Source organism: Virgibacillus siamensis, from assembly GCF_039522605.1.
GTDB lineage: Bacteria > Bacillota > Bacilli > Bacillales > Amphibacillaceae > Lentibacillus > Lentibacillus siamensis.
Window position 1 is genome coordinate 110,160 of the sequence record NZ_BAAADS010000001.1, and the last position, 22,791, is coordinate 132,950.

Annotated in this window: 25 protein-coding genes, 1 pseudogene and 1 riboswitch; of the genes and pseudogenes, 4 read left to right on the forward strand and 22 right to left on the reverse strand. The window is 41.3% G+C overall.

The features are described from left to right. The first annotated feature begins 26 nt into the window (after positions 1-26). Positions 27-1,220, forward strand: a complete 1,194-nt coding sequence (locus ABD010_RS00575) for an SH3 domain-containing protein (protein WP_343809290.1) — start codon at positions 27-29, stop codon at positions 1,218-1,220. 423 nt (positions 1,221-1,643) lie between these two features. On the opposite strand, the gene ABD010_RS00580 is transcribed toward ABD010_RS00575, so the two are convergent. From ABD010_RS00580 to ABD010_RS00595, 4 genes are all read right to left on the reverse strand, one after another. Next, positions 1,644-2,447 carry a VLRF1 family aeRF1-type release factor gene (locus ABD010_RS00580; RefSeq protein ID WP_343809292.1) on the reverse strand — a complete coding sequence of 268 codons (804 nt, stop codon included), beginning with the start codon at positions 2,445-2,447 and terminating at the stop codon, positions 1,644-1,646. A gap of 68 nt (positions 2,448-2,515) precedes the next feature. Then, a complete protein-coding gene (locus ABD010_RS00585; protein ID WP_343809294.1) occupies positions 2,516-2,830 on the reverse strand; it encodes a DMT family transporter in 315 nt (104 codons plus the stop codon). Then, positions 2,827-3,165, reverse strand: a complete 339-nt coding sequence (locus ABD010_RS00590) for a DMT family transporter (RefSeq protein ID WP_343809296.1) — start codon at positions 3,163-3,165, stop codon at positions 2,827-2,829. The genes ABD010_RS00585 and ABD010_RS00590 overlap by 4 nt, the downstream gene beginning before the upstream one ends. 73 nt (positions 3,166-3,238) lie before the next feature. Then, a complete protein-coding gene (locus ABD010_RS00595) occupies positions 3,239-3,373 on the reverse strand; it encodes a hypothetical protein (RefSeq protein WP_343809298.1) in 135 nt (44 codons plus the stop codon). 47 nt (positions 3,374-3,420) lie between these two features. After that, positions 3,421-3,512, reverse strand: a riboswitch (guanidine-I (ykkC/yxkD leader). A 127-nt stretch (positions 3,513-3,639) separates the two neighbouring features. Between ABD010_RS00595 and ABD010_RS00600 the strand changes: the two genes are divergently transcribed. After that, the gene (locus ABD010_RS00600; RefSeq protein ID WP_343809300.1) at positions 3,640-4,206 is read left to right on the forward strand and encodes a YitT family protein; all 567 of its coding nucleotides are present in this window, start codon (positions 3,640-3,642) and stop codon (positions 4,204-4,206) included. Positions 4,207-4,273: 67 nt separating this feature from the next. Here the strand turns inward: ABD010_RS00600 and ABD010_RS00605 are convergent, their stop codons facing one another. The 4 genes from ABD010_RS00605 to aceA all read right to left on the reverse strand — a co-directional run bounded on the left by ABD010_RS00605 (position 4,274) and on the right by aceA (position 9,092). Beyond that, positions 4,274-4,864 (reverse strand): nitroreductase family protein, encoded by a 591-nt coding sequence (locus ABD010_RS00605; RefSeq protein ID WP_343809302.1) that lies wholly within the window; start codon positions 4,862-4,864, stop codon positions 4,274-4,276. A gap of 225 nt (positions 4,865-5,089) precedes the next feature. Beyond that, positions 5,090-6,343: a C40 family peptidase gene (locus ABD010_RS00610; RefSeq protein ID WP_343809304.1), complete on the reverse strand. Its 1,254-nt coding sequence runs from the start codon at positions 6,341-6,343 to the stop codon at positions 5,090-5,092. A gap of 232 nt (positions 6,344-6,575) precedes the next feature. Beyond that, a complete protein-coding gene (gene corA / locus ABD010_RS00615) occupies positions 6,576-7,526 on the reverse strand; it encodes a magnesium/cobalt transporter CorA (RefSeq protein ID WP_343809306.1) in 951 nt (316 codons plus the stop codon). A 288-nt stretch (positions 7,527-7,814) separates the two neighbouring features. Next, positions 7,815-9,092 carry an isocitrate lyase gene (aceA, locus tag ABD010_RS00620; RefSeq protein WP_343809308.1) on the reverse strand — a complete coding sequence of 426 codons (1,278 nt, stop codon included), beginning with the start codon at positions 9,090-9,092 and terminating at the stop codon, positions 7,815-7,817. Positions 9,093-9,491: 399 nt separating this feature from the next. On the opposite strand from aceA, the gene ABD010_RS00630 reads away from it, so the two are divergent. Then, positions 9,492-10,499, forward strand: a complete 1,008-nt coding sequence (locus tag ABD010_RS00630; RefSeq protein WP_343809310.1) for an aromatic acid exporter family protein — start codon at positions 9,492-9,494, stop codon at positions 10,497-10,499. A gap of 233 nt (positions 10,500-10,732) precedes the next feature. Here the strand turns inward: ABD010_RS00630 and ABD010_RS00635 are convergent, their stop codons facing one another. From ABD010_RS00635 to ABD010_RS00665, 7 genes are all read right to left on the reverse strand, one after another. Then, on the reverse strand, positions 10,733-11,362 hold the full coding sequence (locus ABD010_RS00635; protein ID WP_343809312.1) for a response regulator: 630 nt from the start codon (positions 11,360-11,362) through the stop codon (positions 10,733-10,735). After that, positions 11,355-12,398 carry a sensor histidine kinase gene (locus ABD010_RS00640; protein WP_343809314.1) on the reverse strand — a complete coding sequence of 348 codons (1,044 nt, stop codon included), beginning with the start codon at positions 12,396-12,398 and terminating at the stop codon, positions 11,355-11,357. The genes ABD010_RS00635 and ABD010_RS00640 overlap by 8 nt, the downstream gene beginning before the upstream one ends. Beyond that, positions 12,395-13,126, reverse strand: coding sequence for a cell wall-active antibiotics response protein LiaF (liaF, locus tag ABD010_RS00645; protein WP_343809316.1), 732 nt, complete (start codon positions 13,124-13,126; stop codon positions 12,395-12,397). Before liaF ends, ABD010_RS00640 begins: the two co-directional genes overlap by 4 nt. A gap of 143 nt (positions 13,127-13,269) precedes the next feature. Further along, on the reverse strand, positions 13,270-13,899 hold the full coding sequence (locus tag ABD010_RS00650) for a PspA/IM30 family protein (RefSeq protein WP_343809318.1): 630 nt from the start codon (positions 13,897-13,899) through the stop codon (positions 13,270-13,272). Positions 13,900-13,919: 20 nt separating this feature from the next. Beyond that, positions 13,920-14,273, reverse strand: a complete 354-nt coding sequence (locus ABD010_RS00655) for a lmo0954 family membrane protein (protein WP_343809320.1) — start codon at positions 14,271-14,273, stop codon at positions 13,920-13,922. 164 nt (positions 14,274-14,437) lie between these two features. Further along, complete coding sequence (locus ABD010_RS00660) at positions 14,438-15,418, reverse strand: LLM class flavin-dependent oxidoreductase (protein WP_343809323.1); 981 nt, start codon at positions 15,416-15,418, stop codon at positions 14,438-14,440. Further along, positions 15,415-16,011 carry a DUF1836 domain-containing protein gene (locus ABD010_RS00665; protein WP_343809325.1) on the reverse strand — a complete coding sequence of 199 codons (597 nt, stop codon included), beginning with the start codon at positions 16,009-16,011 and terminating at the stop codon, positions 15,415-15,417. The genes ABD010_RS00660 and ABD010_RS00665 overlap by 4 nt, the downstream gene beginning before the upstream one ends. Positions 16,012-16,142: 131 nt before the next feature. Between ABD010_RS00665 and trhA the strand changes: the two genes are divergently transcribed. Beyond that, positions 16,143-16,790, forward strand: a complete 648-nt coding sequence (gene trhA / locus ABD010_RS00670) for a PAQR family membrane homeostasis protein TrhA (RefSeq protein ID WP_343809327.1) — start codon at positions 16,143-16,145, stop codon at positions 16,788-16,790. 27 nt (positions 16,791-16,817) lie between these two features. Here the strand turns inward: trhA and ABD010_RS00675 are convergent, their stop codons facing one another. The 7 genes and pseudogenes from ABD010_RS00675 to ABD010_RS00705 form a co-directional block, all read right to left on the reverse strand. After that, positions 16,818-18,005 carry an MFS transporter gene (locus ABD010_RS00675; protein WP_343809329.1) on the reverse strand — a complete coding sequence of 396 codons (1,188 nt, stop codon included), beginning with the start codon at positions 18,003-18,005 and terminating at the stop codon, positions 16,818-16,820. Positions 18,006-18,011: 6 nt separating this feature from the next. Beyond that, positions 18,012-18,467: a MarR family winged helix-turn-helix transcriptional regulator gene (locus ABD010_RS00680; protein WP_343809331.1), complete on the reverse strand. Its 456-nt coding sequence runs from the start codon at positions 18,465-18,467 to the stop codon at positions 18,012-18,014. A gap of 135 nt (positions 18,468-18,602) precedes the next feature. Further along, the gene (locus tag ABD010_RS00685; protein ID WP_343809333.1) at positions 18,603-19,658 is read right to left on the reverse strand and encodes a M42 family metallopeptidase; all 1,056 of its coding nucleotides are present in this window, start codon (positions 19,656-19,658) and stop codon (positions 18,603-18,605) included. A gap of 458 nt (positions 19,659-20,116) precedes the next feature. Then, positions 20,117-21,172: a DUF3231 family protein gene (locus ABD010_RS00690; protein WP_343809335.1), complete on the reverse strand. Its 1,056-nt coding sequence runs from the start codon at positions 21,170-21,172 to the stop codon at positions 20,117-20,119. A gap of 242 nt (positions 21,173-21,414) precedes the next feature. Further along, positions 21,415-21,819 carry a secondary thiamine-phosphate synthase enzyme YjbQ gene (locus tag ABD010_RS00695; protein WP_343809337.1) on the reverse strand — a complete coding sequence of 135 codons (405 nt, stop codon included), beginning with the start codon at positions 21,817-21,819 and terminating at the stop codon, positions 21,415-21,417. 83 nt (positions 21,820-21,902) lie between these two features. Beyond that, positions 21,903-22,128 (reverse strand): annotated as a pseudogene (locus ABD010_RS00700) (sporulation protein); the annotation flags it as partial. 430 nt (positions 22,129-22,558) lie between these two features. Beyond that, complete coding sequence (locus tag ABD010_RS00705) at positions 22,559-22,687, reverse strand: hypothetical protein (protein ID WP_343809338.1); 129 nt, start codon at positions 22,685-22,687, stop codon at positions 22,559-22,561. Positions 22,688-22,791: the final 104 nt, after the last annotated feature.

Sequence of the window (22,791 nt, forward strand, 5' to 3'; positions counted from 1 at the left end):
TACTAAGAAAGTAAAGGAGGAGTTATATGTCGAAAGGAAAATCCGTCATGCTGGGGATTGCTATTTTTTTCCTGACAGCACTTATTTTAGTTATCACTGTGAACGCAAATGAAAAGAAAACACACCATGAAGCAAAATTACATAATCCCATGGAAAATACGCTTAAAGAAAAATCAGTAGTCGTGAAGACTCCCCAAAAAGAAAAAAACAAAAAAGCAGCACCGGGAAACAAACAAAATACCCAATCCTATACCACCAAATATATAGCAGTTTCTGAACTGAATGTCCGTAGCGGTCCAGGTGTTGAACATGACGTAATAGACGTGTTGACCTTAAACGAAACAATTGAAGCAGCAATGGAAAATGCAATCAACGGCTGGGTGAAAGTAAATGGTGATAATCTTCAGGGCTATGTAAATCAAAACTATCTTTCCGATGAAAAAATCAAAGTAGTTTCCGCTGCAACCAAGAGCGGCGACACGAACAATAAAAATGAAAAAAAGGACCAACCACAAAACTCAGATTCGCATCAGCAGAAGGATTCAACTAAAAAAGATACCAATAAACAGAAAAAGGATTCGACAAAAAATAATTCAAACGAACAGAAACCAACTCCTCCAAAGAATGATGCACGGAAACTTGATACCGTTGGCGCAAGTAACCAATTAATTTTGGTAACGACCAATGGATATGGAACGAGTTCGGCCACCGTTCAGACATTTGAACGTGACTCAACGGGATCATGGGAACAGATACTGTCCGTTCCAGGGCATATTGGTAAAAATGGTTTTGCGGCAAACAAAGTGGAAGGTGACGGAAAAAGTCCGACTGGTAAATACTCAATAGGCTTTGCCTTTGGACGAAGCGGGAATCCCGGTACAAAGCTACCATTCCGAAACATCACATCTGATATTGTTTGGGTGGATGATTCAGATTCTGCATTGTACAACACATGGCAATCCAAACAGGCAACAAAGCAGAAATGGAACAGTGCAGAAAACATGAACATCCCGGCATATACATATGGTTTCGTCATTAACTACAATACGCAGAAAACACCAGGTGCCGGCAGCGCCATTTTCTTTCATATTTCAAACAGTTATACACTCGGTTGTACCGGCGTTTCAAAAGGCAATGTAATTAAAATTCTGCAATGGCTTGATCCAGCCAAAAACCCGGTAATTATCCAGACTCCAAGAAGTGCGTTGGGAAATTATTGATTAGGATAGGTTAGAAATTTAGCTGTAGGAATATACGCAAACCCAGCGTAAGGAAAAGTATAAGTGGGACTCCGCAGTGCGGTCAACACCAAACATTAGAAAAACTCGGCATTCGCCTCGTCTTATAGCGATTGCCGAAGTTTTTCTTATAAGGTCAACCATAATTTATACTTTCTGACGTTATTAGAAAACTTGGTTGTCACCAAGTCTTTGTGTGACAGCCTTAGTTGCAGTAAGAAAGTTTTATAGTTTTTTATCTGCCAGGAAGACTCACCAGCCGCCCGGGTAAAAAAGACAATGCAGAGGTTTTAACCTGAGCTGATGTCGCGCTTTCACTCGAAAATAAAAACGAAATATAGTACCGGAGCGGCTAGATGAGCCTTCCCAAGATAATTCATATTTTTCTTTTAATAAACATTCCTTTTACCCAAATACCGTTTGCAGGACTTCTGTTTCCTCATGGTCGAGCATGTTCTTATGAATGACAGATTCCGCCTGTTTATTCATCTGTTCTTCCAGCTCATGTGATCCGTCCGATTCACCAACAACATATATTTTTTCCCAGTCATGATCCTTTGCCATCTTGTCCATTTTTGGGGCGATTTGTTTGTACCAGCGCTGCCTATTGGCCTGATAGCGTTCTTTGAATTCATCCTGCTGTGTACTTTTACCACCGGATCCCATCGATGCATCCGCTTTATGCGGCCCTGTAAACTGACGCCAATGGTCTGTATCCAAATCGAATTGATAATAAGATGTATCCAGAATTTCATTTAACGCTGTTTCTATCACTTTAATCTGATCCTGCTGCACCAAAATAATTCCGGACTTCGGAAATTGTTCATGGAGCTTTCTCAGTTGATCAAGCTGTGGGGTTTCCTCCCAGTAAAATTCTGTCTTTAAACGCATTTGAACCCTGTCTGCATACCACACACTTTCATCTGCAGAAGCAAACAGAATGACCCCTCTGCGCAAGTGCTGCTCATTTGAGTGAATATATTTTTCCACTTTCTGTTTCACAAGTTGAAAGTTCTTTAGTTCTTCCTGGTCATCGGATTGCTCCAGGTAACTTTCAAAATTCCGTAAGCCATTCTTAAGATGAATCTTCCACTCGCCTGCCTGCTGCTCCGGATCAGATAAATCGGTATTCAGATACATTGAGAAAACTTTATTTGTACCGCCTTTTTTAACATTTTCCAGTTGCTTGATTTGTTCGGTCAATTCCATGTAATATCGGCACTCCTTTAAATAGTTGTTACTTGTTTCGTTTCCGATATTACCTTTTAATAAACATGTCAGGAGAACAGTTTTAGTCCCACGGCAGCTGACAGCACCATGCTGATGAACAGCACCCGGCGCCAGTCGGTGGATTCCTTATAGAATATAATGCCTGCCAGGGCGCTGCCAACCGTTCCAATTCCTGTCCAGACCGCATAAGCAGTGCTCATCGGGATTGTTTGCATAGCAATAGTCAGGAAAATAAAACTGATGGCAAAGCCTCCCAGCAGCCAGGCAAATGAAGCAATACCTTTTTTAGTATTTACTTTGTTTATTCCCATAACACCAACAATCTCACCAGCTCCCGCAACAAGTAAAAATACCCAGCTCATGATGCCCGCTCCCCTTCTTCTTCAGACGTAATCATTTTTAACCCGATAACCCCGGTAAGCAAAATTGCAATCAGGACTGTTTTTGCCAGACTGAACGGCTCACCGAAAACGGTAAAGCCCAGAATTACAGTGCCAGTTGTTCCCATTCCCGTGAAAACCGCATACGCAGTCCCAACCGGCAAGTTTCTTGACGCAATGATCAGCAAGTGCATACTGAAATAAATCGCAAGTGCTGTTAACAGCCAAGTTCCAACGTTATAGGAATGTTTTAGTCCAACTACCCAGCCAATTTCAAATAACCCTGCCAAAAATACAATGTTCCAGCTTTTGTTCATTTTTCAGCCTCCTGAAGTGTTAATACCTTCCGTTAATGGGGATGTTTTACACTGATCAGTTGATATTCCCCGTTTACGGTTGATGTTGTGTCACAATCGGTTGATGTTCTCCTGGGAACGGTTGATGTTTCGCCTCAATGGTTGATGTTCTCCCCCACTCGGTTGATGTTTCATCCGGAACCAGTTGATGTTCCTCTCGTTTCGCCAATAGCCGGCTATCCAAAACAAAAAGCCCGGGAAGATATCGCGCTGATATCCTCCCGGGCTTTTCTCCCTCCGTGTACACGTACGTGCGTCTTCTCTTGGACCAGTCCGGTCATCACCGCGGAACCCTAGAAGACTTAATAACATGAGTATAACCAATATTGCTTTTCCGGTCAACTTTTTTTGAAAGACGGACGGATATTTCCTGCTGCATGTACATATCTATTTATAAGGAACGAAATTTGGACGAGATATGTGGTGACTGCTTACATGTTCAAAAAAATGATTTCCACATTGCTCGGCAGCTGCCTGATTGCAATTGGAATTAACTGTTTTGTTATTCCGCATCATTTAGTGGATGGCGGAATTATCGGCCTCGGTCTGATTGCCAAATATACCATCGGGTTAAAGCCTGGTCTAACCATTATCCTGCTTAGCCTGCCTTTATACATGTATGCCTGGTTTTATTTTCGCACATATTTCTACAATGGAATACATGGTCTGCTAGTTTCATCATTTCTTATTGATTTGTTTCACCCATTATCCACACTGCATACAGCACCGATTCTTATCAGTGCGTTAACTGGAGGTGTGTTAATCGGAACAGGTATTGGAATGATGTTGTATACAAAGATAAGCACGGGCGGGACTGACCTTCTCGCTTTAATGATTTCAAAAAGTACTTCCCTGAATGTCGGAATGGTTATCCTTTTCATTGATGGCCTTGTCATTTTGATTGGATCAACTGTTATTAAGGAAACAACCATTTTTTATTCCAGTCTGATGGTTGGTGTTGTTGGATTGACCACATCAGTTATTACGAAAAAAAGCAGCTGACAGTGCACCACTGTCAACTGCTTACTTTTCATTTATTCCTTCCTCCTGGAACGTTTATTTATAGATATTATAATTTTTCCTTGAATAATCCTTCTGAAATAAATGATCCTTTCTCATTTCGATCAGACGGTTTTTCCCGGTCACGGAATTGTTCCTGCAATGCTGCTTTGTCCCCCTGATAACCAATCGCTACAATAGCATGTACAACATAGTTATCGGGAATACCAAGTACTGCTTTTGCCTTTTCTTTATCAAAGCCGCCCATTGCGTGTGTAGATAAACCTTTCCTTGCTGCCTCAAGTGCCAGGTAGCCCCATGCAGCGCCCGTATCAAATCCATGTGAAGGATTGTGTCCACCTGTAAATTCGGCATCAGTTTTTGAAACAACCGCTGCAAGAACAGGTGCCTTTTCACACCATGCAACATTCCCATCATAAATAAAGGAATGGAAACGGCCGCGATCTTCAGGTTTACGGGCGATGATGAACCTCCATGGCTGAATATTTGCTGCCGATGGTGCCCAGCGAGCTGCTTCAAATACACTCTGCAGAACATCCTCAGGAACTTCTTTATTCAAAAATGATCTCGGAGACCATCTGTTAATATAGATCGGATCAATATCGTGTGCTGCCGCACGAAGTTCTTTAACATCTTGCATATTGCAGTTCCCTCCTCTGGTGTTTAAATCATATAAATATAGAATCCCGAAATTCATTATACATATCTTATATTATTTATGTAACTTATACGCTTGAGTTGTGAATGCTGCCTTCATCTCCGGTGATATTCGCTTTTAGATACATGGTCCATCTACCCCAATTCATTAACCTACAAAAAAGACCTACCCTGTTTTAAGGATAGATCTTTTAGATAATAGCACTATCTATTTAATACGACGTACATGACCACTGAAGTGTTTGCTCCAATAAACATTATTCACACTGGCAACCGCCACGCCGGTACTGCTTTGCGCACCGAGAAACTTACCATTGCCCAAGTAGATTCCAACATGGCCATTTGTTTTATACGTATTAAAGAAGATAAGGTCACCAGGCTGCGCATTACTGTAAGAAACTCTCGTACCAACAGACTGTAATGCTGATGTACTTGATGGAATAGACACACCAGCCTGTGCAAATGCCCACGATACAAATCCGGAGCAGTCAAATCCTGATGGTGTTTTTCCGCCAAATACATATGGAGTTCCTGTAACAGTATAGCCGGCTGCTATTGCTGAACTATAGCTTCCGGAAGAAACAGTGGCAGCCTTGGATGATTTGCTGCTTAATTGTGTTAAATCCCCACCGTCACTGGAAGAATTTGATGATGCCCCCGCATCAGTACCAGCTGATGAAGCGCCTGTATTATTGCTTCGAGCTTGGGCTTCACGCTGCTGGCGATCACGAATTTCCTGTTCAACAGCAGCAAGACTGTCGTCCTTATTTTCCAATTCCGCTTTCATATCCCGTAAATCTTTTTCTTTGTTTTTTAACTTTTTCTTGTCAGCTTCTACTTGATCTTTTTGTGACAAAATTGTTTCCTGTGTAAACTCAAGCTCTGCCTTCATATCCTTTAACTTGCTCAGTTTTTTCTCAACCTTGTCCTGTTTCTTTTCAAGTTCTGCCTTATCTTCCTTCTGCCGTTTCATTAGATTTTCGTCAGCCTCCGCAATTTTTGAAACTGCAGAAACACGGCTGATCAAATCACTGAAACTTTCAGAACCGAAAACAACTTGCAGAAAGCTAACATCCCCGCCGCTTCGCTGATATGATTTGATTCGGTCTTTTAGAATTTCATACCGTTTTTCAATATCTTCTTCCAATTGCTTTATTTCTTTTTCAAAAGCGGCAACTTCCTTTTTGGTATTGGAAATCTTCCCTTTGGTTTCTTTCATTTTTTGTTTGTTTTGCTCTAATGCATGTTCAACTTGTTCAATTTTTTTATTTAATTTTTCCAAATCTACCATTACATCGGCAATTTTGGATTCAGCTTTCGACAAATCTTGTTTTATATCAGACCGTTCCGATTGTACTTCCTGCAAATTGCTAGGTGTTTCAGCGTGAACGGTAGTCCCAAAAATTGCACTGCCCAACACAACCACACCTGCAGTGGCAATTGTACTAATTGTTTTCTTCAACTTTCTATTCCCCGCTTCCCTTTCACAACCGCAAAATCTGTCTATGTATTTTCCTGATTTACTGGGTAATTTGCAGTAATGTGATAAATTATAATAGATTATGTAACATATTTTCTTAGGCAATTCGCATTATATCATGTAAAAATGACATGACTGTAATAATAGTATTACAATTGTATTTCAAAAATGAAAGCGAGTTTTTCATATAAAAAAAGCGCAGTATACCTGCGCTTTAATCGAACCAGCCTTTTTTCTTAAACCAATAAAACATCGCTCCGCCAATGACCAGCATGACAAACCATACGATAAAATACCCATATTTATTGTCCAATTCCGGCATATACACAAAATTCATGCCGTAAATTCCGACAATAAACGTCAAAGGCATAAAAATAACCGAAATCACGGTAAGAATCTGCATTGTTCGATTTGTCTGATGTGAATTAAGTGACAAATAACTGTCGCGGATATCCTGTGTCATTTCCCTGTTTGAAGCAATCATGTCAGCAACCTTAATCAAGTGGTCATGGATATCGACAAAATACTCCCGCCGATCATGAACTCTTTCCAGTTGATGTGTATTCAGCATCCGGTATAAAAGATCCCGCATTGGATGGACTGTCTGCCTCATCTTCAGCAATTCGCTGCGACGGTCAAATAACTGTTCAAGCAATTGCTCCATCGATAATCGCCTGGTGTTGTCCTCGATTTCATTTATGTGATCTTCAATATCATAAACAATCGGAAAATACTTGTCGACAACATTATCCAGCAATTGATGAAAGACAAAATACTCATCCAGCAATTCCTTTTCGTGCATTCGTTCCACCAGACGGAAAGTGGCATCGATTGAGCCTGAAGCATGTTTATGGAAGGTTACGATTTGTTTGTCATCAAGAAAAATATCAATTTCTTTTTTAGACAAATCATTTTTATCAACGGCATGAATGACAAAAAAAGAATGATTGTCATAATAATCCATTTTCGGCCGCTGCAGGTCATGCATGCAATCCTCCACCGCGAGCGGATGGAAATGAAAATGTGACTGCAGCAAGTCGATTTCATCCTGTGACGGGGCTTCAAAATCGATCCAAACCCATGAAAAGTTCTTTTTTTCCAAATCTTTCAATTCCAAATTTTGAACGATGTTATCGTCGTCTATCTGTGCCATAATCCGTATCATGTCATTACCCTTTCTTTCATGATACTTACTTTTTCCCAATCTTTCCTTGATTAAACCAAGAGAAATTCGTATACCATGTATGCAAACTCTGCTGAAAGATGACCTGTATCAGAAAATCCTAACAGCAAAAACCGGAGTTCAATCAGCGAAAACTGAAGTTCTATCAGCAACATTCAACATTCTATCGGGAACTTTTGAAATCAATCAGTGAAAACGCCAGTACTATCAGGAATTCATCAAAACCATCAAAAAGACACCCCATCATGAGTGAGGTGCCCATTGCAATAATTACGATGTAAATTGTTCCGTTTCAGTAGAGCCTGCCAATGCACCGGTTGATGAGGTACCACCGGAAATTACTTGCGCTACTTCATCAAAATAACCCGTTCCGACTTCCCGCTGATGCCGGGTTGCACTGTAACCAGCAGGCTCACTAGCAAATTCCGCCTGCTGTAACTTCGAATATGCTGCCATTCCTTGATCTTTATAGCCGCGCGCAAGATCAAACATGCTGTGGTTCAATGCATGGAATCCTGCCAATGTTACAAACTGGAATTTATAGCCCATTTTACCGAGTTCATCCTGAAAAGAAGAAATCTCGTCCTCAGAAAGTTTTCCTCTCCAATTAAATGACGGCGAGCAATTGTAGGCAAGCAGTTTGTTCGGATACTTTTCATGAATGGCATCAGCAAACCGCTTCGCTTCATGCAAATTCGGTTCGGAAGTTTCACACCAAATCATGTCGGCATAAGGAGCATATGCAAGACCACGGGCAATTGCCTGCTCCAGTCCGGATTTCGTTTTAAAAAACCCTTCTGATGTGCGGTCACCTGTAATAAATTCTGCATCTTTTGGATCAACGTCACTTGTAATCATGTCAGCAGCATTGGCATCTGTTCTGGCAATAATTATGGTCGATGTACCCATCACATCGGCGGCAAACCTGGCAGAAATCAGATTTCGGACGGCTGTCTGCGTTGGAAGCAACACTTTTCCGCCCAGATGTCCGCATTTCTTTTCCGATGACAGCTGATCCTCAAAATGAACAGCAGACGCACCAGCTTCAATCATGGATTTCATCAGTTCAAAAACATTCAGCTGTCCGCCAAACCCGGCTTCAGCATCTGCAACAATCGGGGCAAACCAATCAATCGAATCATTGCCCTCAGCAAAGTGAACCTGATCAGCCCTTTGCAGTGCCTGGTTAATCCGCTTCACAACATTCGGTACGCTGTTAACCGGGTACAAACTTTGGTCAGGATACATTTGCCCAGCCAGATTCGCATCAGCTGCCACCTGCCACCCGCTTAGGTAAATTGCCTTCAACCCTGCCTTCACCTGTTGAACTGCCTGGTTTCCAGTCAACGCGCCAAGTGCATGAATATAGTGCGGTCCATTTATAAGATTCCACAGTTTTTCTGCACCTTGTTTGGCCAGCGTATGTTCAATGTCGATTGATCCCCGCAATCGAATAACATCCTCTGCTGAATAAGGTCTTTTCACATTCATCCAGCGCATTTGACTTTCCCATTCATCCTGAATCTGTTCCACACGGTTTTTTGACATTTTCGTATCCCCTTTCAATTAATTGTACGTAGCTAATGCCAGGAATCTTGTTATATTACAATTTAACTTAAATTGATATTGTTATATAACAATATGGATAAAAAAATTATTCTTCCTTTTTAGATAGACAATAATCGCATTCCAGCACCATACTTCGCTCATCGATTCGTTTTCCGCATTCTGGACAAGTCGGCGTTTTCATTTGATCCCCTCCCTTTTATATAACAGATTACTATATTATTTAATTGTTGTAATACAGTTTATGCGAAAAAGAAATTAATTGCAACCCTTTTTTTAGAAAATGTATTATTTCCGGTAAAACGAATGATAAAAGGTTGAAAATAACAACCAATACTGGAAAAATAGAAAATGATAGTTAAGTGTTGGAGATGACCATGTATGAATCGTTTAAAAATCGCCGGCAGCCGGACTGTCAAAACCGGCCTGTCTGTATTCATTACAGCCTGGATCTGTGTGTTGCTGGATTGGCCGCCGGTATTCGCCGTTATTACCGCAATTGTAACCGTTGAACCAACTGTTTCCGACTCCATCAAAAAAGGAGTCGTCCGTTTTCCAGCTTCTGCAATCGGTTCAGCGTATGCAGTATTATTTATTTCATTGTTCGGAAATTCACCATTGACATACACGTTGGCCGCCGTTTTGACAATCGCAACCTGCTATAGACTGAGACTTTACGCCGGGCTGCTTGTGGCCACATTGACCGCTGTCGCTATGGTTGAAGTAATCCACAACAATTATTTAATTTCATTTTTTATTCGGTTGGGAACAACCACAACGGGACTACTTGTATCAACCGTTGTCAATCTGATTATCTTTCCACCTGATTATACGGATGAAATCACCGGAAAATTACACCAGACTGCGAAGCAAACAGGATTTGTTGTTAGGAAGGTTTACCAAAATATACTGGGGAATCAAAATGAAGCTGACAATAATGTGGAACATGCTGCGGAACAATTGGACACCATCATCCACCGAACGGAAAAGCTTGTCCGTTTTCAAAAGGAAGAGTCCAAATATCATCCATTGGCCGGGAGTGATAAACAGAAATTTGAACATGCGGGTAATCAGTTAATTCGTTTACGGCTGATCCATTATCATTTAAGAAATGTCATTCGGCTTCCATCAACTGTCATTACCTGGACTGATGAGGAATGCTCCATTATTTTTCAGGCTGTTGACAGGTTATCAGAGGCATTGATTCACAAAAACACCTATAATGCTGCAGCACATCAAAAACATCTGAAACAAATCACGGAAATATTCTGGAAGGTCGATAAGCGAATTCCGGGAGAAACAACGAATTTTCCGGAAGAATATGTCATGCTCTATGAATTGGTTTCCATCTACAATCTGGCAGCCAATTATCACAAAAAGCCTCAATGACACGAGGCTTTAGGGGGGGTTTCAAATGTATGGAATCCCGATCAAGCAGCAACAGTTGGAATTCTGCCACGCTTTTAAAACGGAAGGGGGTGCATGTTAGCCAAACTGTTTACGTTTCAGCTTGACTTTGCACGGTTTATCCGGATTTCGCACGTTTTCAGCTGAAGTTCGCACGTTTCGGGCCGGACTTCGCAAGTCGTTCGCCACGCTTTTTACAATAATCGTTTAAAACATTAAACCAAATCATTTTTAAACGCATAAATAACTGCCTGCGTACGATCCTGCACTTCCAGTTTTCCGAGAATATTACTGACGTGGACTTTCACCGTTTTTAGCGCGATGTACAATTCATCAGCAATTTCCTGATTGGTTTTTCCTTGAGCAATCAGCAACAAAATTTCCATTTCACGGTCAGTCAGCTGGTCATGCAAAACATCGGCAGGCTTTTCCCGCATCCGGTTCATAATCTTGCCGGTGACTTCCGGCTCCAAAATAGATTCTCCGGCATAGGTCTTCCGAATTGCGCCGGCGATTTCATCCGCTTTTGATGTCTTCAGCATGTAGCTTGTTGCACCTGCTTCAAGCGCCGGATACACTTTTTCATCATCCAAAAAACTTGTAACGACAATAATCTTAGCTTCCGGCCACTGTTCGATAATCTGTTTGGTCGCTTCAATGCCGTCCATCTCAGGCATGACCAGGTCCATCAGAATGATATCCGGTTTCAGCTCAAGTGCCAACCGTACTGCTTCACCGCCATCATCCGCTTCTGCTATAACCTCGATATCGGCTTGAGCAGATAAATATGCTGACACACCAATCCGAACCATTTCATGATCATCAGCAAATAATACATTAATCAAGCTGTTCACCCTCTTTTCTATAGCTTGGTACTTTGACTTCCATACGTGTTCCTTCATCAGGCAGACTGACCACCTTAAACGTACCTCCAATCTGGTAAGCACGTTCGCGCATGTTTTCCAGACCGTATGAGCTTGTCTTCACCTTTTCAAGGTCAAACCCGATTCCGTCGTCAACAACACGCATAATAATCATTTCATCCCGTTCAATCAGCATCACATTCAGCGAGGAAGCCTTGGCATGCCGCAATGTATTCGAAACCGATTCCTGCAAAATGCGAAACAGCTGATCTTCCACTCCTTTATCAACTGTAAAATCTTCTGTCTTCCATTCAATCGTCATCGGTACTTTTTGTGTCAATTCAACAAGCAGTTCATTGACACCTTCCTGCAGCGACTTTCCTTTCAATGGCACCGGACGCAAATGCAGCAGCAGTGCCCGCATTTCCAGCTGTGACTGATGAATCATTTTTTCAACCATTTGCAGCTGCTTACGGATGGATGAATCCTCAGGCGGGTTTGTTTCATTAATAGCCGACATCATCATCGAAGCCGCAAATAACTGCTGACTGACGGAATCGTGCAGTTCCCTTGCCAGACGGTTTCGTTCCTGAACTACTATTTCCTGCAGGCTTTTTTCCCGCTCTTGTGCACGTTCGGTTACGAGTCGTTGGGCATGCTCTGTCTGCAGCCGAATTTTTTCCTGAATCTGTCCGACATGATACTGAATTCTTTCCAGTTCCTTATATGGTTCCTCATCGTCAGAGAGCTTCTGCCCTTTTGCCACTTCATCGAGATGTTTTTCAACCCGCTGGATCCGCTGCCGCCAATACCAGCCAGTCATTACTCCGATAACTGCTCCTGCTGTTATAGACGTCCCTATCACATACACAAAATATGGAATATCGTAAAGTGTTTGCCGCAGTATCTCGGACCAATTGTCCAATGGGAACGCAGCAAAAGTCAGTCCAACTATCATCACTGAAATGAATACACTGAAAAACACCGCGGTAAAGACGTGGCGTAAGATTGTACTCATATACGCTTCACCTCGATATCGCCGGAAAGCACCGATGTGACAATTTTTACCCGGGAAACTGCCGTATCATAAAGTTGTGTTTGATAAAAAAGTGATTGATTCATCAACTTCCCATGGTGATTTCCCAAAATATGGACTCTGCCGAAAACAGAACTGTGATGGATGCTTACTTCCACTTCGTACGGCACATATATCGTAATATTTCCAACAAGATGACGAATTGATATTACTGCGGTATCATTCGGGAGAACGGTATTGCTCAAATCAATCACCCTGTCCCCGAATGCACCGTGAATATTAACATCCCGCCACTGGTAAGCTGTTTCCGTTGTATGCTGATCACCGAAAACTTTATGATCAAATAATGGTTTCCGTTGTACGGCTGGCGGCTCATTAACTTCATTCGTCCCCGGCAATTCCGGATTGATTTTTTCAGCTTCCTGTTTCGACTTGGAATAATTCACCAAAAACAGAACAATCGCTGCGATGATCAAGAAGCGTACGGCAAGCATGTTCAGAATAGAAAAAACCAAGCTGATTAAACCAAGCCAGAAAAAGATTTTTCCCCATAGTTTGGTGAAGTTTTTCCAGCCTATATAGATGAAGAATCCGGAGAACAGGGCCGATACAATCATCCCACCGTGAAAAAAAGCAATTTCTATGACAAAGAGAATCACTCCAATAATCAATATCCAGTTTAGTGTATCTGTTGATAACCGTTGAAACATGAAGCGACCCCCTTTCTTTTTGCACAATTTCAGTAAAGCGTTTTAATACTGCCACCTGCTAAATTAAACAGACGCAGAAGGACTGCGCCTGTTCAGTATACCACGTTTTGGAAATGTACTCTATGTCAGAAATTGTGCTTCTGTTAGTTTGCCTCTTCCTGCATTTCTTTTTCCAGCTTGGCAATTTTGCTGTCAAATGTGCTTCTGTAATAGGAACTGTTCACTTTGTGTTCCAGTCCTTCAATATACTTTTCCATTTCGGCAAAACGGTGAAACGGCTTCTCGTTGGAATCATCCACCACCCGGTTAATCTGATGATTGGCACGGGCAATATTTTCCCTCCCCATCAGTTCCATCCGTCGCAAATGCATATCCTTCAATTTGTGCTTCATATCTTCATACTTCTGCTCCAGTTCTTCCAGCTGTTGAACTGCTTCTTCACGGGAAGCCTTCATGCGATCAGCGCGTGCCTGATATTCCTCATGCTCCCTGACAGCAAACTCATGCATTTGGTCTTCACCGGCTTTTTCGGCAACACCGGCCTGCCGCTGCCGCTTGTCGGCCATGTCCTGTGCTCTGTGATATTCCCTGGTAAATTCGTCTTTCAGTTTGTGTTGACGATCAACCAGTTTCCGTACCTTTTCCTTCTCCTGTTCACTTTGGCGTAAATACTGATTTAACGCTGCAATTGGATTCTTCTGTTCCTTTTGATCCATCATATTGTGGAGATCTGCCGAAACCGAATCCTTAATCCGTGTAAAAATGTTCGTCATGGTTATTCGCTCCTTTTGATTTATCGATTTATTTCTGCCCATTGGCGCTCAAAATTTTGAAATGGATCATCACTTTCTACAAATTGTCCTGCAGGTTCCACATCATCTTCTTTCCAGTTTTTATAAATCAGATACAGCACATACGCTGCTGCAACTCCGATCACTGCATAAATATTGGAAAGACCAATACTAAGAACAATCAACCCGGCAATGACCCAGCCGATTTTCCCTGCTGTTGAATCACTTTTAACAAACTTTTTAAAAATCACATACAACAGCCATACACTTAGACCAAGCAGAATCATCGGTCCAATATTTGCAAGCAGGATGAAAAAGGCAACCAGGCCTCCAACAAACAACATAAATTTCTTCATGCATTCCGCCTCCTTTCTTAACTCAATCTTACCGAACAAAGCGCTCGTGCGTAATGATCCCCAGCCATATTTTTAACTAGGTCTAAGGGCGTATATCGCAAAAAATAAGGTGCACCGCATGTATCTGGCGGAACACCTTATGATCGAGAACTTTAGCAAATGGACTATTGACTTAGCTGCAACTCCTCTGCCAGCAGCCGGTACGATTTCAATCTTGCTTCATAACTGTGGGTAATCGTCACCAGCATTAATTCATCGACATTATAGAATTCCTGTAATTCCTCCAACTGCCTTCTGACTTCTTGCGGATTTCCGATAATCATTTTCTGCTGCATGTTCCGAATTGTCTCCTTTTCCTCGGCTGAGAAAACATAGCCTTGAGCGGCATCAACCGACGGCACCATCCCATCGCCTTCCCCTTTAGCCTTCTGAATATTCCATAACATACTGCTAAATGCCAGTTGTTCCGCTTCCGCCGTTGTTTCGGCACAAATAACTGAAACAGTCACAATTGTTCGCAGTCCCTTATCCTTGTATTTTTTTACAATTTCCGGACCGTCCGCATCACTCATAAAATGGCCAAATACATACGGCAAACCTTTTTCGGCAGCCAGTGTGGCACTTTTTTCACTCGTTCCAAGCAGCCATACCTCAGGAGAAGTATCGGGAACCGGAGATGGCTTGATTTTGGAATACATCTGATCTTCCGCAAAATCGTTATGTAAAAAATGCATTAAGTCATCAAGCTTTTCCGGAATCTGGCGTACATTTTGCAAAAAATCACCGGAAAGTGCAATGGATGCTTCCGCCGATCCGCCTGGTGCCCGACCGATTCCTAAGTCAAGGCGGCCCGGGTATAACGTCGCCAGCAGATTATATGTCTCCGCAACGCGAAATGGCTTGTAATGCGGTAGAAGAACTGCACCTGCACCAATTCGAATCCGCTCTGAACGAGACCCAATTATGCCCAGCATCACATCGGGGTTCGGACAGGCAAGACCCGTCATATCATGATGTTCAGCAATCCAATACCTTGTAAACCCGAGCTCATCTGCCTGTATCGCCAGTTCAACCGATGCATGAAGCGCATCACGTGCTGTTTTTCCGGATGATATGGGTGACTGATCCAAAATACTGAGTTTCATAGTTGTTGCCCCTTTTGATCAATCTTTTCATTACCGATAGCATCCACCATTTTTTCCGCAGCCCGCCGATAATAATTACTCATATTTGTCAACACCGCAATCATCAACAACTGTTCGACATAGTCCTGATTGTCATCATCCAGCTGCTGCACCTCATGATGGACAGCATCCAAGTGTTCATATACAGCATTTGTAAACAGATCAACATTATCTTCGTCCAGTTTCAGGTAGCTTTTATAAATGTCCTGCAGATTACATTCTTCCTCCATTAATTTTTGATTTAATTTTTCCAGCGTCTGTTTCACATCATTGATGGATAATGAACCTTTCATCTGATAAATCATGCTGATCAGCATCAAATGTTCTCTGGAATATTTTTTATTTTTAATCGGAAAAAACAACTTACCTTTAGCATAGTTATTAATCATTGTCTTTGTCAGCACTTTTTCATGTTCATTTCGCTTGGTATCCGCAAATTTATTTTCAAAAAGTTGGATAACCTGATCCATATAAAGGCTTAATTCCGGTATATCCTCCAATGATAATTGCGATTCCAGATGCATATTTTCTATTGATTGTTCCACGTTATTCATAATAAAACCCCAATTTGCTTTTTTGTATATTATACGCAAAAGTTCCAGGTAAGTAAATGTTGACTACATAATGATATATGTATATTATTGTTATATAGTTTTTAAAACTACATATAAAGGAGTTAATGTTTATGAGCGTTTATATTCGTGAACCAGTGAATGGACTGACACATTTATTCGGGGCGATTCTTTCGGTTGCAGGGTTGCTCGCCCTTATTATCAAAGCGGCAGAAACATCGGAATCAGCACTGGCCGTGATTGCAGTTGCCATTTTTGGAATTAGCATGATACTCCTGTACAGTGCATCAGCGACATATCATATGGTCATCGCAAAAGACCGGGTCATCGCGTTTCTGCGACGCATTGATCACTCAATGATTTTCGTGCTGATTGCCGGAACATATACCCCGCTTTGTCTAATCAGTCTGCAAGGGGCTACCGGCTGGATACTGTTCGGAGTCATTAGCGCCATCGCTATTGCCGGCGTAACCTTTAAATTAGTTTGGTTTCATGCACCAAGACTTCTATCAACTCTTCTGTATGTTGCAATGGGGTGGATTGTCATTTTTTACAGTTCGCACCTGCTGCCGATTATAGGCGGGGAAGGAATGTTTATGCTCGTTTTGGGCGGGATGTTTTACACAGTTGGCGCGCTTATTTACTGGAAAAAGCCAAAATACCTGTCGTTTAAACATTTTGGCTTTCACGAAATTTTCCATCTGTTTATTCTAGCCGGAAGTCTGTTTCATTTTGTTTGTATATATGGATATGTATTATAAAAAAGCAGCTGTGATAGCTGCTTTTTTTCATTGACTTTCCACTGCTTCAACCGGCTTTTCTTTTTTTGTGAAAAACAGACTGTAAATAAGCAGCAGAATGAGGATGCTAATCATCGAAAATCCATAAATAAAATGATAACTGGTAGCGGCCGCCAGCATTCCCAATCCGGTTGAACCGATTGCCATTCCCAGATCCATCGCGGAAAAGAACATCGCGTTTGCTGTTCCCTGTTTTTCTCTAGCCACCAGACCTACTGCAATCGCCTGGAGTGTTGGTGTTACAATCCCATAGGAAATACCATAAAATACCCCGGCAGCAAGCAATGTCATCGTATGATGGGTAATCGATAACAGAAATAATCCGATCATTCCGGAAATCACTGCAGGATAGATCACAACTTTATGTCCGTAATTATCATACCATTTCCCCGAAAAAGGCCGGATAACGGTCATCATAATTGTCATGATAAGGAAGAATAATGAAACAGATGGCAAACCTGCTTCATTGCCAAGTCCACTCAGGAAACTGATTACTCCGCCTAATGTGATCGTGAAAAACACGGTCAAAATACACGGAAATAACGCCTTTTTGTCAAAAACATACGCTTTAAACGTAATATCTTTTGAATTGCCGCTATTCGAATTCGGGATTTCAGGTGTTCTTACAAAGAAACAGAGAATTAGTGCAGCTACAGTAAGCAGTACAGACAAGATAATCATAACATTATAGGAAATAAACTGCAGGATTGCTAAGGCAAACATCGGCGCTACACTTGTTCCAATACTTGTAGCCATCCCATAATAACCAATGCCTTCACCAAGCCGTTTAACCGGAATGATTGTGGTAGCCATCGTTGCAAAAATGGTTGAACCAATCCCAAAACCGATACCATGTAATACTCGTAAACAAAGCAGCACAAAAACAGAATCCTGTCCATAGCTTAATGCGATGGACAAGATTAGAAAAACCAGTGCAAGTGAACTAATTAATTTCATGTCAATTTTTTGCATCACATAACCTATCAGCGGCCGGGTTAAGATCGCAGCCGCCATAAACACAGTGGTCATTAAACCTGCCTGGGCAGGATCATTTTTAATTGATGTAATATAGGCCGGAAATCCGGCAGTCAACAATTGTAAACAAAGAAAAAATAAAAAAGCCATTACAACAATGGCCAAAAACTGTGAAGTCCATAACTTAGGTGCATTTCTCATATAAAACTATTCCTTCTTTCTATTCGACTCATATACTAATAACGTGTCAATGTTATGTTCCAGTGAGGTTAACACTTCCTGATAGAGTGAGAGTTTCTCCTGGTCAATACCTTCAATAATTTCGCCATATACCTCATTCAAATATGGTCCAACCTCTTCCACCAGACGCGATCCTTTTACCGTAATTTGAATTAAAAAGGAGCGGCGGTCTTCCGGATTTTGTACTCGTTCGGTATACGCATGCTTTTCCAGCAGGTCGAGGATTTTTGTCAAGGTAGCCTTATCCTTATCCGAACGCTCAGATAATGTTTTTTGTGTAATCAAACCTGATTCGTATAATGTACGAAGCACTGCCCACTGTTCAGTCGTAATGTTAAATTCCTTCAAGTGATGATTGACAATCCGAGCTATTTTTTTGCTTAAACGAACCGAGGCAGAACCAATGGCTTTATCCATACTCATGAACATGGCACAAGCTCCCTTCATTCAATATTTTACAAGTATACATCAAAATAAAGTTTGTGTAAATATAATTCGTATACAAACTATATTTTTTAAGAAATGATCCGGCGTGTGCCGGACCATTCCAGAGGTCTTCTAGTATTCCACCAAATCAGATTGAATGTAATGGTAAAGGAGTTCTTCCGTATGATGCAGCGACTTTTCATGGGTTCGTTCATAGGCATGTGACGAATCAATTCCCGGACCGATCAATCCGTGAATGATATCGTGGCCGGCCCCCATTGCCGCAGATGCATCAGAACCGTAATATGGATAAATATCCAGCTTGTACTTGATATCGTTGGTTTCTGATAGATTTACAAGATGCTTTCGCAACCCATAATGGTACGGACCGCTTGCGTCTTTTACACAAATGGAAACGGTATACTCGTCCGTCGACTGCCCATCACCCATGGCACCCATATCCACTGCCATATATTCCACTGTTTCCGGGGTAATATTCGAATTACCGCCATAGCCAATCTCTTCATTGTTGGAAATCAAAAAATGCGTGGTGTATGGCAGCATCACGTTCTCCTCTTTCAGCCGCTTAATCAGCTGTAAGAGAACTGCAACACTTGCTTTGTCATCGAGATGGCGCGATTTAATGAAGCCGGTGTCCGTCAGCTGTACCCGCGGGTCAAATGCTACAAAGTCGCCAACTTCAATTCCTAGTGCACGTATGTCATCAGCATTTTCCACTTCCGCATCGATCCGCACTTCCATATTTTCCTGATTTCGTTCGGCTTTGCCAGCATCTTTGTACACATGAACTGAAGTCTGGTGCATCAGAATCGTTCCTGTGAACACGTTGCCGCCGGAAGTTTGGATTTCACAATACTCCCCTTCTACAGCATTAAAATGGAATCCGCCAATCAGGTCAATGCGCAGCCTTCCATTATCTTTAACTTCTTTAACCATTGCGCCCAATGTGTCCACATGAGCTGTCAGCATCCGGTGTTCATCATTTTTTTTACCGGGCAGTGTTGCAATCAGGCCACCTTTACGATTTCGATTTGTCTCCACCTGCAAGTCCTTTAAGTAATCCTCCACAAAACCGATAACTTTGCCGGTATTACCGGATGGACTTGGGATGGATACCAGCTGTTTCAGCACTTCCTTTGTTTCGTTTATGTTTGGATATGTTGTCATAAAACGCCCTCCCCTTCTATGTATCCAACATTCATTGTAACATTAAAAGAATAGCTTTGGTCATGAAGGCGTTTTACAAAATTAGTTACCGATCTCTTCGCTGAATTATGGGAGCTTTTGGTGAATGGGTTAAATTTCTTTTTTCAATCCTGAGGTATCTAATTTCAATAACTAAGTCCGGAAATTGCCAAATTGCTTCTTTAAGCATTTGAAAATACATCTGTTTTTCCAGAATAGATCCGTTCTGCACAAAAGTAAGCGGATGCAATTTCTCTGAACACCGCATGGCAGAAAGCGTCACAATAAACATGTCTCCAAGCAATGATACTGAGCTTTTAAATTCTTCCGCTGCTTTATCTCCATACCTATTCCAGAAGTTGGGTTTACAAGCTTTTTTCGTACTGCCTTTGTTCTTAATCCCACAACCTCCATAACATTTGTCCAATCTATACACCTGGTTATTTTTGAGTCCGCTTTTTAATTAACTGGTCCCGATTATCTGCCTGGGGTACCTCTTCCAACCAACCGTTTTTAATCATGATATCTGCGCCTTCTTTCGCAAACCGGCCAACTTCAGCAATAAGGCGGGAATAAATCAAAGAAAGGTCCGACCTTTGACTTTCCGCAACAGACAAGCCATAAGCTTCCACATTGGCAGCGGATACCAAGCTCAAATGATACATCATTAATTTGTCGGAAAAAGCAGCTTCAGTTGAATTTTTCGCACTTTCATCCCAACCCATTGGCGATTGAACATCACTTTCAAGAAGTTTATCAGAAAACATTTTTATATGTTTTTTTGCAATATCTTTACCCTTTAACATATAGTCTCTGACATATTGTGATTTAGCGGTTTGACCAAAACCGATACATACCATAAAACCGATTGAATTTGTCTGGATGTTTGCGTTTAAATGGGAGATTTCAACCGCATTGAGGGGTCTTTTATCACTGAATAATGAATAACCATCCATGTATTTTTTGTTTTTCACAAACTCCGCTTTTTGCGGTACTGAAATATATGGAGATCTGATAAGCAAACCTTTTGAAAGCAGGGCTTCTGTCGTTTGATTAAACTGCATGGAAGCATTTGAAAGGCAATTAGAGAAAAAGGTGCGAATATCTGCACGAGTCGACACCGACAGAAATCTTCCATATCGGGGGATTCCTAATTTTCCCATCGTATTATTGTAAGATAAATAAAACGTATCATCAAACAAGGGCGGCGCTTTTAAATTGACATCCTTTTCAGTGAACCCAATCGGAACTGGGAAGTTTTCCTGAGCAAAGATACTTTTGAGATCATCCATAATTTGAATAGCTTGATCGTAAGCCGCTTGAACGTGGGTTCGTACATCCTGATCCTGAATATAACCAAGCCCGTAACTAAAAACAGTACTGGTCATACTGTTCAACATATAGGTTGACCAAAGGGCTCCAATTTCCGATGCCGTTAAAGGTTTGTAATTAGCTTCGCCCATAAATACCACTCCAGTATGATTTATTGTTTTCACATAAAGTATTTTACACTTCTTATCTAAGAATATTCATTGGGGTGATGAAGGCTAATCAGCATAGCTATTTATTCCACGTTCGATCCGTAAATGGAATACATTTTTTAAAAACCGTTCTATTGACCAGCGTGATCGATAAATCTCACTGCGGGAATCTAATCTTATCCTTAATCCTGATAATAATCTTTTTTGGAAGGAGATAAACTAAATGCCAACAGTATAGACATAATCCAGTGGTAAAATTACCCTTCAATTACTTTTACAATATATTTTCTACTGGCTCTCGGTCCGTCAAATTCGCAAAAATAAACGCCTTGCCATGTACCGAGAACTAGTTCGCCATCGGAAATGATCAACGTCTGTGCATGTCCGATGGTGCTTGTTTTCAAATGAGCGGCGGTGTTTCCCTCACCATGCCTGTCTCTGGGATGCTCCCAGGGGTAGGCCTCGTCAAGCCGCATCAGCATGTCAGTTTTTACATCCACATCCGCATTTTCATTCACGGTAATCCCTGCAGTAGTGTGCAGAGACGATACAACTCCAATGCCATCTTTTATATTATTATCGCGGATCCACTGTTCAATAGTGGGCGTAATATCAATCATGTCAGAGTGTTTATCCGTACTTAGATTAAATATTTTTTCCATTTTAGGTATCCTTTCGCTTATATCCTTTTTGTTCATTCTACTGCAATTTGTTTTGAAATTAAACGGATGTAGTACTAGTTTACATAACCCCGTAACCATGGAATTCTTCACTGGTTTTTGCTGGCACAGCTATAGTAAGTAAAAATCCCCTGGACTAAGCCAGTCTTGAAGATTGCTTAAAAAGGTCAAAAACACATCGCGATCTTCATTAAGGATACCTTCAAAGTCGATATTTACGCCTGCATATCCTTTTGTCGAATCCAAGTTAAAACTGTTATTAATCCTGTTTATTCGAAAAGTTTCTTTGTTTGAATCAGTTAAATCGCCTATATACACTTTTGCCACTTCATCTTTAGTAATAAATAATGCCCCCAAAGTTATGACCCAATTCATGTAGAGGAACACTTAAAGGCCCTCCAATGAAAAAGAGGAACGATAAAACATAGACAGAATGCTAAAACACTTAAAAGATCAACCCTTCCTATAAATCGTCTTATTCAAGAAGTGCGCCCGATCGTATTGCAGCATAGTCAAATCTAGTACCTGACCATAAAAAATAACCCCTCGTGTGCTTGATGGGCAATTGAGGGATCATTTTCGCTCTTGCGCCGCCCCTCTTGTTGGGGTTCGGTCTATTATACCGTAGGCGTTACAGCGTCTACGGTAATATAAAGTTCTTTCTCCATTTTATTTACTTTGTCAACAATAAAATCCATTTCATTGATTCTCGATTCGTTCGTTAATTCAAACTGGCTCCCAACACTTCCAGCTTTGTTTCTATAGTGTCAAATCGACTATGCATTTCTGATTTCATACTTTTCATTTCTTTGTTCATTTCTGTCAGCAAATCAAGAATTTCCTTATCCACTCTTATCACCTCTGTGATAATTATAATATAGATTAATCAAATAATCACTGTCATTTTACTTTTCCCATTATACATTAGCGTCATATCCACTAATAACAATCCAT